This is a genomic window from Mesorhizobium sp. WSM4836 (assembly GCF_055811815.1).
Genome location: NZ_JBVVQF010000006.1, coordinates 35711 through 49904 on the forward strand (window position 1 = coordinate 35711; position 14194 = coordinate 49904).

Annotated in this window: 13 protein-coding genes; 5 read left to right on the forward strand and 8 right to left on the reverse strand. The window is 60.3% G+C overall.

Features of this window, described 5'->3' with window-relative positions; translation table 11 throughout:
• Positions 1-192: 192 nt before the first annotated feature.
• Together AC0L2P_RS09695 and AC0L2P_RS09700 are read left to right on the forward strand one after the other, a co-directional pair.
• On the forward strand, positions 193-372 hold the full coding sequence (locus tag AC0L2P_RS09695) for a hypothetical protein (RefSeq protein ID WP_352453788.1): 180 nt from the start codon (positions 193-195) through the stop codon (positions 370-372).
• Between the two features lie 260 nt (positions 373-632).
• Positions 633-1301, forward strand: a complete 669-nt coding sequence (locus AC0L2P_RS09700; protein ID WP_473501013.1) for a recombinase family protein — start codon at positions 633-635, stop codon at positions 1299-1301.
• A 746-nt stretch (positions 1302-2047) separates the two neighbouring features.
• Here the strand turns inward: AC0L2P_RS09700 and AC0L2P_RS09705 are convergent.
• Positions 2048-2329 carry a hypothetical protein gene (locus tag AC0L2P_RS09705; protein WP_473501014.1) on the reverse strand — a complete coding sequence of 94 codons (282 nt, stop codon included), beginning with the start codon at positions 2327-2329 and terminating at the stop codon, positions 2048-2050.
• Between the two features lie 722 nt (positions 2330-3051).
• On the opposite strand from AC0L2P_RS09705, the gene AC0L2P_RS09710 reads away from it, so the two are divergent.
• Both AC0L2P_RS09710 and AC0L2P_RS09715 read left to right on the forward strand, forming a co-directional pair.
• Complete coding sequence (locus AC0L2P_RS09710; protein WP_292664767.1) at positions 3052-3609, forward strand: OsmC family protein; 558 nt, start codon at positions 3052-3054, stop codon at positions 3607-3609.
• 59 nt (positions 3610-3668) lie between these two features.
• Positions 3669-4901 carry an NAD(P)-binding domain-containing protein gene (locus AC0L2P_RS09715; RefSeq protein WP_473501015.1) on the forward strand — a complete coding sequence of 411 codons (1233 nt, stop codon included), beginning with the start codon at positions 3669-3671 and terminating at the stop codon, positions 4899-4901.
• 155 nt (positions 4902-5056) lie between these two features.
• On the opposite strand, the gene AC0L2P_RS09720 is transcribed toward AC0L2P_RS09715, so the two are convergent.
• From AC0L2P_RS09720 to AC0L2P_RS09745, 6 genes are all read right to left on the reverse strand, one after another.
• The gene (locus AC0L2P_RS09720) at positions 5057-5506 is read right to left on the reverse strand and encodes a CoA-binding protein (protein WP_473501179.1); all 450 of its coding nucleotides are present in this window, start codon (positions 5504-5506) and stop codon (positions 5057-5059) included.
• A gap of 5 nt (positions 5507-5511) precedes the next feature.
• Positions 5512-5883 (reverse strand): 2Fe-2S iron-sulfur cluster-binding protein, encoded by a 372-nt coding sequence (locus tag AC0L2P_RS09725; RefSeq protein ID WP_292406710.1) that lies wholly within the window; start codon positions 5881-5883, stop codon positions 5512-5514.
• A complete protein-coding gene (locus AC0L2P_RS09730) occupies positions 5880-7235 on the reverse strand; it encodes a selenium-binding family protein (RefSeq protein WP_473501016.1) in 1356 nt (451 codons plus the stop codon). Before AC0L2P_RS09730 ends, AC0L2P_RS09725 begins: the two co-directional genes overlap by 4 nt.
• Before the next feature lie 312 nt (positions 7236-7547).
• Entirely contained in the window at positions 7548-7778 is a 231-nt protein-coding gene (locus AC0L2P_RS09735) for a type IV toxin-antitoxin system AbiEi family antitoxin domain-containing protein (protein ID WP_473501017.1), read from the reverse strand.
• Positions 7779-9443: 1665 nt separating this feature from the next.
• Entirely contained in the window at positions 9444-9917 is a 474-nt protein-coding gene (locus AC0L2P_RS09740; protein ID WP_473501018.1) for an SRPBCC family protein, read from the reverse strand.
• Positions 9918-9952: 35 nt separating this feature from the next.
• Positions 9953-10816, reverse strand: coding sequence for an SDR family oxidoreductase (locus AC0L2P_RS09745; RefSeq protein ID WP_473501019.1), 864 nt, complete (start codon positions 10814-10816; stop codon positions 9953-9955).
• Between the two features lie 104 nt (positions 10817-10920).
• Here AC0L2P_RS09745 and AC0L2P_RS09750 point away from each other — a divergent pair, with 104 nt between their 5' ends.
• Positions 10921-11811, forward strand: coding sequence for a LysR family transcriptional regulator (locus AC0L2P_RS09750; protein WP_473501020.1), 891 nt, complete (start codon positions 10921-10923; stop codon positions 11809-11811).
• Positions 11812-12105: 294 nt separating this feature from the next.
• On the opposite strand, the gene ligD is transcribed toward AC0L2P_RS09750, so the two are convergent.
• Complete coding sequence (ligD, locus tag AC0L2P_RS09755) at positions 12106-13875, reverse strand: DNA ligase D (RefSeq protein WP_473501021.1); 1770 nt, start codon at positions 13873-13875, stop codon at positions 12106-12108.
• Between the last annotated feature and the right edge of the window lie 319 nt (positions 13876-14194).

The window sequence follows — 14194 nt, forward strand, 5'->3', positions numbered from 1 at the left end:
AACTGGCTCGCGCGACGACCCCCCGTGCCCCCTTCGTTTCCCTCACGTCCTGCCGCTCGGGTCGCCTTCCCTCCCACAATCATCCTGTCTGTAGCTCCGCGCGTATGCGTAGAGGGTGCCAGTGGCGGTGGCGGGCATTTCGTGGGATTGATGCACTGAATTTGGGGCCGCGCCGGCCAGGGGGAAGAGACCATGAAAACCGCCATCACAGTACTCATTGTTCTGCAAGTCGCCAATTTGGCGGCCACGCTTGGGGCCGATTACTTTGGTCGTCGCCGCGCCACGGCTATTCGCTGCCTGATCTATGCCACGCACGCCATGGGCGAGCCGAAGGCTTGCACGGAGGCATTTCCACGGCCCGAGCTGCCATAGGACGCGCGTGCCTAGGCGCGACCCATTGCGGCGAGCGTCCCGAGGAAACAGGCCACAAATAAGCCCGCGCGCATGGTTTCCCTTCAATGGGACGAATAGTCACCAGAGCGTGTTCATGTCAGCCAGCATAACCGCACGGGCAGCCCTTCGGCGGCTGCCACTATCCAACCGCACTCCCTTGACCGTGTACCTAATTCTCAAGTATTAGGTACACGTAACGAGCCCAATGGCTTGTGGTGCAACGGATAGGACCCTAGAGAATGCTCACGGCAGTTGCTTACCTTCGGACCTCCTCACGGACTAATGTCGATGGCGACAGCGCACCGAGGCAGCGGCAGGCGATTGAGGAGTATGCCAAGCGGCACGGCATCACGGTGGTTCGGGAGTTCCATGATGCGGCAGTGAGTGGGGCTGACCCGATTGACACGCGCCCCGGCTTCCAAGACCTCCTTGAATACATGGCCGGCAATGGCGCGCGGGTGATCCTGATCGAGAACGCCAGCCGGTTCGCGCGTGACCTTGCCGTGCAGATAGCTGGACACAGGCTGCTTCAGGGGCTCGGCTATGAATTGATCCCCGTCGACGCGCCCGACAGCTTCACAGACGACACGCCCACGGCAGCCATGGTGCGGCAGATACTCGGGGCCGTGGCTGAGTTTGAGAAGGCGCAGCTTGTGGCGAAGCTTAGGGGCGCTCGTGACCGGGCCTCAAAGGCAGCCGGGAGGCGTGTGGAAGGCAACCACGGCTATCGCGTGTCCAGCCCAGAGTTGATCAAGGAAGCGAAGCGGTTGGCCCGCAAGAGCCCCAAGACGGGCAAAGCAAGGAGCCTGCGGGAAATCGCAGCGGAGCTTGCACGGCTTGGCCACACGACCGCACGGGGGCAGCCGTTCTCTGCGTCACAGGTGCAGCGGCTGATGGAAGCGGGTTAGGGCCGCAACGCATGGCGAGCCCAGCCAAACCCGGGGAGCATTTGACCCAGTCATTCTACCGACCACCTAAGAGCAGCGTAGCACAGAGCCGTTCCAGCAAAGCATGACTTTAGATGTCGTTTGGCAGTCCCTCTCATCTGCATGCATACAGCCTGCTGTTGCTTAGGAATAATCTAGGAAATAGATTAGTTGAGGAAGCCGCGTTCTGGCAAAGACAATTCACAGACCCGAAGGTTGCAAGGTATTGCCGGCACGGTGCGCGGAGCGAGACAAGGGTTTGGGACCCAAGCGCACTCTCAGTGGATCAAGGCTTGACGCCTGAGGCACACCACTGCTACCCATGGAGGTACACCAACGCGGTGGCACCTCGGGAGAGGTGGCCTACTTAAGCGATTGAAATATAACGACTTTCAGGCATAAAGTTTCTCCGGTTCGATTTGACAAGTTGTCCGGCCCGGGGAGCCACCGCCTTTTCTGCGCCGGCGCGCTATTTTACGGGCCTGCGTGCGATTTTTCGCTACGTTTTGATCGCGTTAGTCCTGGTTCCAGAGTGGCAGAGCGTCGAGGACCGCGAATCCAAGCGTAGAATATCGGCCTCCCCCGCCCATGCCTATTCCTCGCAAGCCGCAATCTCAAGATCGGCGGCAGCCGTGCGGAAATACCAACGATCGGCGGCTTCGCCGATCATCGGCTTCGCTCCTCGAAGCTGATCTTGCCAGAGCTGACCAGGACCGCTCTGGTCGTGATCAATGCGCCACGCCGTCGGATGCGTGTAGGAGTCTCCAAGTCAGGCCGACACGGCCGTCGAACTGGGATGCGAAATGTTCGGCGGCGACGCCTTCCAGGCCGTCATCGACAAGAGCCTCGATGCTTCGTCGCATCAGCGCGTGCTGCATCTCGCGGGCGTGGGCCAGGTCTGTCTCTCTCATGATTTCCATGACGTGGTAGGCGACAACGGGCTGGCCGAGACAAGACATGAGCGTGCTCGCTTCTGACGTGACAGCCGTAACTGCGTCTTCGATCTTCATTCAGGCGCTCCTCATCAAACATGATGCTGGCGCCTCCCCATGATACGACGGTGTTCCGTCGTTTCTTTTTACAATTCGACTGTCGCGCACGAGTGAAGGGACAAGTGCGCGAACAGGAGAATTACCCTCTTGTTCCAGTCTGCTTGAGCAGCCTCGCTACCCAAATCAGTATGCTGCAAAATTGAATTAAAGGCGACCGGAGAGTTAATCGATGGTTAATGGCGGCGCTCGCATCTCAGGCGTTCGCGCATGAAACATCAGGCAGGTCCGCCTTGCGCCAGCATGTCGGCTATAGAGGCGAACTTTGCCTCCGCCCGGAAGCAGACATTGCAGTTGACCGCGCTGGAGGTCGTCGTCGCGCCAGCACCCGAAATTGATTTCACAGCTTCTGAATGCCCGTTAACGGCGGCGAACCAGCAGTTCGCAGCGCCGGGAAGATCGCCCTGCGGGAATGCAGTCCGCTAGCTTGCCGGCGACCTTCAAGAACTGCATCACGATGCCTATGGCCGGCACCTGGGCTGCGGAACCGACGCCGACAGACACGCAGGGCACCCTCAGCCTGGAAAGGCGCAAGTCGGTACACGAGGGCGACTATATCTCTACGGAAACAACTTGAAGAAACGCTTCGCTACCCATAGCATGCCACCCCCTGGTGAAATCTGATCAGGTGGTCAGTGGGATCGGTCGGGTTTTTAAGCCAGTGCAAAGTAGGGAGAATAATTATGGCTTCCGAAGTACAGGCAAACAATGGCGTTAACGTCGAGGCGCTGCTCGGCGCGCGCGAAGCGCTTACCAACGCCCCAGAGGCCGCGCAGTTCAAGTGGCGCGCGGCCTGCGAATGGAAGGATGGCACCCACAGCCACTCGACGGTCGAGAGCTTCTACGGTCTCGGCCAGGACCAGCATCGCAAGACCACCTTCGCATTCGATGCCGACCATCCGGAGGTCTTCGCATCCCTGGATCAGGGCGCCACGCCTGTCGAATACGTGCTGGTCGGGCTGGCGAGCTGCCTGACCGCCGGCATCGCCGCTGTTGCCCAGAACCGGAACATCCAGTTGAAGTCGGTGAAGGCGACCATCGAAGGCGACATGGATATCGCGGGCATACTCGGCATCGACAGCGACGTCCGCAACGGCTTCAGCGGTATCACGGTGAAGTACAACATTGACGCTGACGCCAAGCGCGAGGACATCGAGGCTCTCGTCGCTCAGTCGCAGAAGCGGTCGGCTGTCTATGACATTGTTACCAATCCGACGAACGTCACGGTCGTGGTGAATTGAAAGGCGCTTCGAGCCGTAGACTCTCCTGATGAGAGGGCGCGATTAATTCCGTCACCACAGTGATAGTCGGCGCAGGGCACGCGGGGCTCGCGATGAGCCGCTGCCTCGCGGAGCGCTCTATCGACCATGTGCTGCTGGAGCGCGGCGAGATCGCCCATACCTGGCGCACCGAGCGATGGGATTCGCTGCGGCTGCTCACCCCGAACTGGCAGAGCCGGCTGCCGGGCTTCCGCTACGATGGCGACGACCCCGACAGCTACCGGACGATGCCTGAAGTGATCGACTTCCTCGGGAACTATGCCAAGGCGATCGCTGCTCCAGCCAGAACACACACGACCGTTACCTCGGTTCGCAGCGACGGGGCGGGATATCTCGTGCGCACGGACCGCGGCGAGTGGCGTTGCCGAACTGTCGTGCTGGCGTCGGGCGCGTGCAACATCGCGCGCCTGCCCGATTTCGCGATCCGCGTGCCGCCGTCGGTCGCCATGCTGACGGCGCAGTCCTACCGCAATCCGGTTCAGGTCGCCGACGGCGGCGTGCTGGTGGCGGGCGCGTCGGCCAGCGGCACCCAGATCGCACAGGAGCTGCAACGTTCGGGGCGTCAAGTGACCCTGTCGGTGGGCGAGCACATCCGGGCGCCGCGCGTCTACCGCGGCAAGGACCTGGAATGGTGGATGGACGCCGCCGGTGTGCTCGACGAGCGCTACGACGAGGTAGACGACATCAGGCGGGCGCGACGGGTCCCTTCGCTGCAGCTTGCCGGCACCCCCGACCGCACCACCCTCGACCTCAATGCGCTGGTCGACCTCGGCGTCAGGCTCGTTGGCCGTCTCGCCGGCATCACCGAAGACGGCAAGGCCCAGTTTGCGGGGTCGTTGCGCAACATGTGCGCGCTTTCCGATCTCAAGATGACCCGGCTGCTCGACCTCATCGACGAATGGGCGCGCGCCAACGGCCTTGACGCTACGGTCGGGCCGCCGGATCGCCTGCCGCCGACCCGTGTCGAGGACAACCCGCCGCTCGGCCTCGACCTTACCGGAGGCGCGATCAGGACGATCATTTGGGCCACCGGCTACCGGCCGGACTACTCCTGGCTGGAATTGCCGGTCCTCGACCGCAAGGGCCACGTCCGTCACGACGGCGGCGTTGGGGAACATCCGGGCATGTACCTGATGGGGATGCAGTTTCTGCGCCGCCGCAAGTCTGCGCTGATCGACGGCGCCGGCGACGACGCGCGTGATCTCAGCGACCATCTGGCATCTTACCTCAGGCAAAAATCAGTCAACGTCTAGAGCATGATCCCGAAAAGTGGAATCCGGTTTTCGGAAAAGATCATGCTCAAACAAAGAGATAGAGCCCCATCCCGATTCAATCGGGATGGAACAGGCTCTAAGGCCAAGGGAACAGGTCAGCTACCGCGACAACGCCGAATTCCGTGACCCTGCAATCATATTCCCAAGTGCAACTTCGGCTTCCAGAAGGGGCGGAACAACTCAATCTTGGGACAGCGGTTCATCACAACTTTCAAGCCCGCTTCCTCCGCCAACAGGGCGGCAGTGTCATCGCGCACCCCAATCTGACTCCACAGAACCTTGGCACCAATTGCGATGGCTTCCTGTGCAACTTCCAACAGGTCTTCGGAGCGGCGAAAAACCTCAACCATATCCACAGGCCGGTCGATGGCCGCCAGTGACGCGTACACCTTTAACCCTCGAATTTCATCCAGACCGGGGGTGGGATTGACTGGGATCATGTCATAGCCGGTTTCGTGCAGAACCCTGAGAACACCATAGGAAAACTTGGTCTTGTCGGGGCTGGCCCCCACCATCGCGATGGTTTTGACCGACTTCAGAATGTTTTGCAGATAAGCCTCCGAATAGGGCTCATTATGATTCATATGGGTCATTTCTTTGCTTCCAGCGGGGTCGCAATATCGGCTTTCAATTCGTGTGCGGCCAAGGGATCTAGGAAGGGGTTGCGATAGAGCTTGTCGTGGCTTTCAACGCCGACCTCCAGCGTGCAGTCGCTCATAGGGCGGGCAACGCAGAGGATTATATAGCCATTGTTGATCTGGCGGTTGTTCAGCGCCCGCTGGGCCTTTTGACTGACTTTGCCGCTGATTATCTTGGCAGCGCAGGTTATACAGCCGCCATACTTGCACCCGTAGGGCAGGTCCACGCCCTGCTCGCGCAGGCTTTGCAAGAGGGGCTTGCGGTGATCGACGTCAAAGGCCGCACCGCCTTGGTTGGCGAGGGTGATGGTGAAGCTGGTCATACCCAGATGTCACTCGTGCAATCACCGCCGGGATAACGGGTTTCGTGGCAGCGGCTTGGTCCATTTGGTTCCTTGCCAAAATCCACGACAAATCGCGGATCAATTTCCATGCCGCCGTTTTCCGTATCGCAATTGACCATCAGCATGCATCCGCCATTGGTGCGGATTTCCGGATAGAACTGATTGTCCCAGGTCGAGAAGAGCGAGGTCGTCACATAAAGGCGCTTGCCGTCGAGGCTGAGCTGTATCATCTGAGGCCCGCCAGTCACTTTCACGCCATTGACCTCAGGCGCACGGCCGAGAAGTCCGCCCATCCACACTTGTCCGGCGAGCTTGGCGTTGTGCGGGTCCGAGATGTCATACTGGCGGATATCGCCATGCAACCAGTTGCACAGATAGAGGTATCTATCGTCCATACTGAGCAGAATGACCGAGATCACGCCCGGTATCGGGATCGGCCATTCGGGATGTGGCTCATTGCTAACATCGACAATTTTTTCCCATTGCCAATCACCCGCCGCATCCTTCCACCAATGGATGATGTTTGCAGAAAGGGCCGCGCCAACAAAGCCGTGACTGCTGTCGGGATTGTGATGGAATCGCACTTCGAGTGGAAGCAAGCCATCCTCACCGAGATAGAATGTTTGCTTTGGCTCCCTCTTCTCAAAATCCCAGAAATGGATCTCTCGGCCATATTTCAGATGGCCAACCTCCTCCAGGTCAAAACCAGGCATGAAGGTATTGGGCGCGGCCCACTCCGAGCTGACCATTACGTTATGTCGCGGCTGGTACCAGAAATCATAACCAAACTTGATGCTGCCCATGGAGTTTTCCCAACGGCCGACAATCTCGAACTCCTTGTTGAGTTGCAAATAGCCGCCTGGGGCGTTGCCTTGAGCGTCGCCAAGCATGGAAATGATGATATCCGAGCCGAGGCAATGCACTGTGTGCGGCGCCGACAAGTTGGTCCTGGTTTTGATTTCAGCGCCGTCTATGACCTTGAACAGTGTCGGATTGCGGGGATCGGTTGCGCAATCGACAATATGCAGATTGGTCGAGCGCACACCCGGCACAATCAGATACTTCCGCTCCATGCTCGCATCGCCATGGCACGACGAACAGGCATTCCAGCCCATGTGATGAAGCTCATCGCCAATACCCGGCATTTGCAAACGTGAAACCACTTGGCTGTAGGTCGAACTCTCCGGGTCGACATCAATGGTACACAAATAGTCCGGCTTCTGAATGCCCGTGCCAGTGTAGATGGCAATCGTATAGAGCAGCTTTTCGCGAGGTGCCCTCATCGCCTCTGCTGGAGAAGCATAGCCCGGTCCACAGCAATGATTGGTCATGGGTACTTCCCCAGTTTGAACGGATCACTGGCCAGCCCCAACGGGGGTCAAGCTGGAATGTTAGTGCATGCTTGGCATTGGCGCTATGGCCGGGGTGGCTGGTCAAGCGCGCGCCCTGTGACGTACAACTGGGCGACAGAGCGTCCACGCGACCGTCCAACGCGAGCCGCTTATCCCGGCGGAACATTGGTGGGCGATGGAAGGCACGAGAGCGGCCGTAACCCGCGCCCAATCGACGCCCTCCGCGAAGGCCGGACTGGCGAGGTCATCGAAGCGGCGCGATCCTATGGCGCGTTCGGCCCGGCCTGAAGGTCAGGCCGCCTTCAACGCAGTGGCTCGATACCGGCCATTGCCGACCTTCACGAGCAGCCCTTCTTCGCACATCCGGGAGAGATAGCACCGTGGGATGCCGATCTCGGTGAAATCGCGGGCCCGCACCTCGCCGCGCTCTTGCGCCAGTGCAACGGCGCGATCCCGAAGCGATGGCGGCCGCCCACCTGCAAGGCGTAGTGCTTCTGCGCGGTCACGATCAGGTTTTCGCACTTGATGCGGCCGTGGCGCGTGTCGGTGGAGCGCTATGGCGAGCTCGTATTTCGCTGCTTCGTCGGCTCCGGCGAGCCAATATTTTTCAAAGGCGTAGAGGCTCGGGCGTTTTCATTGTTTGGCTGACACCACGGTTTTCACACTGCCGAGAACATGGGCACTACGTCTGAGATTCCCTATTGTGGAAGAATGTAATTGGTGAGCGACGATTCCGCCCGCCACTCCACGAACTGTGCCAGTCGTCACCACTGCTGACGGCCGGCTATGTAATGGGTAAAGCGCCGCCAACCGCATTCCCTCCCTCCTCGTTGACGAAAGTGTTCGTTCGAATGATGCTTTTCCGTTGCCCTAAGCGCAAGGTTTTGACCAGCCAGCACAGGGCCTCCTCTTAAGCTCGCTGGTCGTCAAGGCCCAGCGGCCTCTAGCTGACACCCCCCGCAACCAAGCCGCTGGGCCGCCTCGCCAACGGCGAATCTTGCAGGCCGCATGTATATTAGAAACATCTTGACTAGGGCACCGTCCGCTCCAGACTCAAGCGTATGGCGCGGGACATCGGTGACTGGTTGCGATCACGACCACGATACGCAGGCGAGTCACTGAGGGCCGGGCAAGCGTCTCGATTCCGAGCTACGGCTTCCCCATCGTGGACAGGTCAGGGCGCTGATCTTCCTCGTCCGCGCTCAGCCTGCATCGCGCGCCTTCATGAAAGCTCGAGCAAGTCGGCGCCAATGCCGAGGGTTGCCATGAGGATGAACTTAGAGCGGCTAGGGAGTTTCGTCGTCTCTGGCCTTACCAATCGCCTCAAGTAATGAAGCTAGGGTTGGGGTTAGCTCTGTTTCGACTGGCCCAAACAGCTTCTGTACATGACGACGATTGTCTTCGGTTCCGATCAACTCCCGAACGGCGTCTGCAAGGGACTTATGCCCAGCTTTGTCGCGCTTTGTCATGTCGGCCGAGGTTCCCCGCCTGTCGCGCAACTCGCAGGTCAGGGAATGGTTGCATTAGGCGTCAGGAATGTTTGTTAGAAGTGACGCTACCTTGGTTCGATCAGCGGACTACTCCGACCGTCGAAACACACGAACAGGCTCATGGCAGTCGCTGCCTCGACAATCGCCTCCGTTAGTTCGTCGTCAGATGCCACCAGATAAGGCGCAGACTCCCGAACTTCGTCTAGTGCCGCTTTGATCGAGACAGTGTCCCGGCGGTCCGCCCTATTGATGAGTGCGAAGATTACTTGCTCTAGAACTGGACTGAGTCTTTGCACGACGCTCGTCAGCCTCCCCAGGGACACGCCAAAGGGGATGATACTCCCGCCGAGACCGGCGGCAATGGTGCGTAAGAATCGTACAAAATTGGTCGGTGCTGCGCCGCACCGCAGAAATCTTTGGTAGAAATTTCTGAGAATTACGGCGACGGCGCACCTTTTTGGAATTACGGTGGGAATAATGGGCGTGCCGAGTGAGCTGATGACGGCCCCCCGGCCTTGGAGCGCGTAGCGCAGAACCTTCTCGTCGCGGGTGTCTCCGGCCAGCCGATCGCTCCAAGAACCAATATGTTCGGTTGGCCAGTCCGGATGTTGTCGGTTTCGGAATTTGCATAGTAGCTACGTCGGAAGGCGGGCCGCCTCCTATTAGGCGGCCCCCAGGTTGATAGTCATGGTGACGGTCAGAGCCGGCCGTCCGCGATCAACTCGCGGGTGCGCTTCAGCGTGGACAGAAGAGCGGCCTTGTAGCCCATGCTGCTGTCGAACTGCGCCTGCTCGGCCTGCTCCTCCGGCCCGTTCGGCTCCTTGCCGCGCAGGCCGAGATAACAGTAGAACTTGAGCTGAAGTTCGCCCGCTTCGTCCTCGAACAGCTCGTTGATGATCGCGCCTTCGCGCGGACCGGTCGCCTGGAAGAAGGTGACCTTTCTTTCCGGCTCGAGCATTATGATCTCGCGCAGATCAGCACCGGCGATCGTAGCTTCGCGCACGAAGTGGGTCGCGCTCTCATCAACGACGTCGCAACGGGTGCAGAGGCCTGGGGGCAGGAACAGGCGGGCGTCGCGCGCCTTGAGTTCCAGGCCCTGCCATATCTGCGCACGGGTCAGCCTGGTCTCGCCTCCGGGATTCACCGGAACGGTAGCGGTCGAGTAGATCATGATGTGTCTCCTGGACAGAAGGTCGGTGATGGGGCTCAGCCGGCAATTCCTGCCGCATAGTCGCGATAGGAGCGCAGCGGCCGGCCCAGTAGCGCGGTCAGCCGATCGACATCGCCGGCATCGGGGACCATGCCGTCCGTGAGGAAGCGCTCCGCCATCAGGCGCATGTCGAGGGCCATCCAGCTCGGCATGAACTGCCGCAGGTTCTGCTCGAACCCGGCGGTGTCGTCGCCCGGATACGCGATCTGGCGTCCGAGGACGTCCGTCCAGATGGCCGCGACATCCGCGCCGGTCAGCGTGTCGGGGCCGACCAGGTTGATGCGGTCGAACGGCAGCGGCGCGGCGGCCTGCTCGCGGCGGATGAGTTCGATCGCGGCGATCTCGCCGATGTCCCGCGCGTCGATCATGGCGACGCCCTTGGCTCCGATCGGCATCGGATAGATGCCGTAGCCGGTCACGACGTCCTTGATCGTGATGTCGTTGTTCATGAAGTAGGCGGGCCGCAGGATGGTGGCGTTGAGCCCCATCTGCTCGATCATCCGCTCGACGCCGAACTTGCCGGCAAAATGCGGCACGTTGACGTAGAGGTCGCTGTGGATCACCGACAGGTAGACGATCCGCTCGACGCCGGCCTCGCGGGCGATGGCCAGCGTTACCAGCGCCTGGGTATATTCGTCGGCCACCACCGCGTTCAGCAGGAAAAGGGTGGAGACGCCGGAGAAGGCCGTGCGCAGGGAATCGACATCGAGCAGGTCGCCCTGCACGACATCTACGCCAGCGGGGAAATTGGCTTTCGAGGGATCGCGAACCAAAGCGCGCACATTGGCGCCACGCTTCACGAGCTGTTCGACTACGTTGCGGCCGACATTGCCGGTCGCGCCGGTAACGAGAATGGTCATGGGGTTTACTCCTGAGTTGAGCCGGATGGCTGCTCAGAAATTAGTGATCCACATTTGTGTTGGTAGGCGTTATATCTGGACACGCCGTCCCACAGGTGGAACACATGGATCTACTTGCCCTTGCCGATTTCAATCTGGTCGCCCGCCATGGGGGCTTCGGTAAGGCCGCGCGCGCTGCCGGGCGCCCGAAGGCCACCTTGTCCCGACGGGTGACGGAGCTGGAGGCGAGCCTGGATCTACGGCTGTTCGAGCGTGGCGCGCGCGCCTTGAAGCTGACGGAAGAAGGACGTGCGCTTTTCGAGCGCGCGGGCCGGTTGCTTTCCGAGCTCGAAGAGACCGCGGCGGCGATCGCCTCAGGCGGCGAAAGGCCGCGAGGCAGGTTGCGGATCAGCGCCCCAGTGCTGTTCTCACAGACCGCGATGGGCAAGATCGCTGCCGGCTTCGCCCTGAAATACCCGGAGGTAAGGCTCGAGGTCACGACCGAAGACCGCGCCGTCGACATGATCGAAGAGGGATTTGATCTGGTGATCCGGGTCAATCCGGATCCGGATGAGAGCCTCGTTGGGCGAGCCTTTCTGCGTGATCGACTGGTGGTCGTGGCAAGTCCTCACCTCGCCCGGCCGGCTGAGGGTCTGGCGACCCCGGCCGTCATCCGGTCGACAGCCGATCGACAGGCTTGGGCGGTGAAGACCCCCGCTGGCCGGTCAACAATCGCGATCGAGCCGGTCCTTGCGCTGTCGTCACTCATCATGGTCCGCGATGCGGTGCGAGCGGGCGTCGGCGCGGCACGCGTGCCGGTGTCGCTGGTGAGCCATGATCTGGCGGACGGGACGCTGGTACTTTGGGGGGATCTCGATCGGCCCGACATCGCCCTGTGGACGCTCTATCCGTCTCGGCGGCTGCTGAGCGCCCGCGTCTCCGCATTCCTCGACCATCTGAAACAGGCCTTTCCGATGGGAACGCCTGACGAGCTGGCCGCCTATATCGGCAAATGACGCCCAGGAAACTGGTTAACTCAGTTGAGGTATACGACGTGCCCGACTTGGAGAGCCGCATCTCAAGTACGCCGGCAAATTGATTTGTCCAACAGCACTGCTGATCGCTGGCTGCCAAAGCGACGGTAAGGCCCAGTTCAAAGCAGGCCGAGCGAAACTGCAGAGCCCGGAACAGAGGCGCGCTGCAATCCAGCACTGCCTGAAAGGCGTAACTTCGAAAAACAGATGGGTTCGAGGACGACCTCCTCCGGGAGGCGTGAAGTGCTGCATTGAGTGTGTTTAGATGCGGTATCGTCAGGCGCTCGGCGTCGATTGGAACGGGCTTTGCAGTGTGAACGCATCGGGCAGTATTCCCTTTTCAACCTGACGCCAGCTAACCGGAGCAGCTATCGGAAAGCCTGGACGAGCCCGTGGCGAATAGGCCCCTACCGCCGTGTTGCCGCGCCCATTGCGGAGATAATCCAGAAAAATGCGCTTTGAGCGGGCGGCTGGCGCAGCCGACAAAAGGTAGCGATCGGGATGCGTGCTGACCAACTGTTGCGCCAGCTTGCGAGCATACTGCCGAGCGGCGTCGTGGGTGATCACCGCCTGCAGAGGCGCCATCACATGCAGGCCCTTGCCGCCGGTCACCTTCGGCCAGCTATCGAGTCCTTCCGAACGCAGCATGTCGCGAAGCGTTAGTGCGGTCTCGAGGACCATCTCCCATTCGACCCCTTGGCCAGGATCAAGATCGATGACAACGCGGTCGGCATGCTCGAAGTCGTCAACAGTTGCGTTCCAGGGGTGCAGTTCGACGGCGCCCATTTCGACCAAGCCAAGCAGGCCGTCGAGACCATCGACCCACAGCCTCACGCCTTCTCCGCCCTCGCGTTTCTGCACACGCAGCTGGTGGACGGAATCTGGAATGTCGGGCAGTTTGCCCTTGTGATAGAAAGTGGTGCCGTGTGAATGGCGAACAAGCTTGAGCGGGCGCCGGCCGAGATGGACAAGCGCCTTTTTCGCGACTTTCTTCCAATAGCTGATCAACTCATCTTTCGAGGGTACTACGGCGTCGGGCAGGAGTTGCAGAATGTTCTCGCGCGGGACGCCGGAACTTTCATCGGGTGGCCGCGTCTTGCGGACCAATGGCGTGTGGGCTGGTAAGCTCAGGTCATCCCGCAGCCCTTTGAACACGGCTTCGCGAAGCAGCCCGTCATCGGTAATCCCGCTATATTGCACTTCGGCCTCGACTGTCGGCTGTACCCAGGTCGCCTTGGGTTTGTCTATCGGTTCGGCAAGCGGAGATTTCTCGATGATCAGCGGGTCCAGCCGCTCGCGAACTTCCCGTGCATCGAGCAGAGTGTAGCCGCTCTGCGCCTTGCCGGCATAATGCACCCGGTTGCCTTTTCGGCGGCCGAGGTAAAGCGAGGCAATCCTGCGCGGCCTGGCGCCCAGTTTTTCAACGAAGGCAACAATCGGAAAATTGTCGCTGTTGATGCATTTGAGCTTGAGCCAGCTCTCCTGCCTGCCGGATCGGTAAGGAGAATCCGCGCGTTTCGAGACAATTCCCTCAAGGCCCATTTCGCACGCGTGCGCGAACACAGTCGGGCCTTCACCTTCCAGATGATCGACATAGACGAGCGCCGAGGGCGCGTCTTTCAACAGACATTGCAATGCCCGCTTGCGGTCGAGGAGCGGAGCCTCACGCAGATCTTTGCCGTCGAGGTGGAGGAGGTCGAAGGCGTGGAAGACCAGCTTCGTCGACTCAGCCTTTCCAAGTTCCCGGCGTAGCGCCTGGAAATCGGGACGCCCGGTGGCGCCGAATACTGTCGCTTCGCCATCGATGATTGCCCGCTTCATTTTTAGCCTACCCGCAGCTCGGACGATCGGGACGTATCTGTCGGTCCAGTCGAAGCCGTTCCGCGTGAACGCCTGCACCGCACCTCGCTGGATGATCAGCTCCGTACGGTAGCCGTCATACTTGATCTCGTGAATCCATCCGCTGCCCTTGGGTGGCTTCTCGACCAGCGTGGGCATTTGGAACTCGACAAACGACAGCCGGCCAGTGCCAGGCTCGGTAAGCATGCACCCGCACTCCAGACACTACAATTTGATTCAATATCGCTGGTCTGAATCGGTTCCGAAACAAAGATGCCGGTTCGGGCGAAGTCAGCATTCTCCCCAAATTGACGATCTCTTGACGAGGCCAGAGCCGCCCCGGACGGCATCGATGTCGGCAACGAGGTAGGCGATCACCCGTGACCAGCATCAGAGCCTTCCCGCCGCAAATCTCAAACGCGTGTTTTTTGCTTTCGGCGCATAACAGTGTCTTTTCCCCGAAATCGACCGCCCTATTTCGCCTCGACAGGTGGGGCGGCTGCTTGCTGGACGAGTCCTTGCGGCG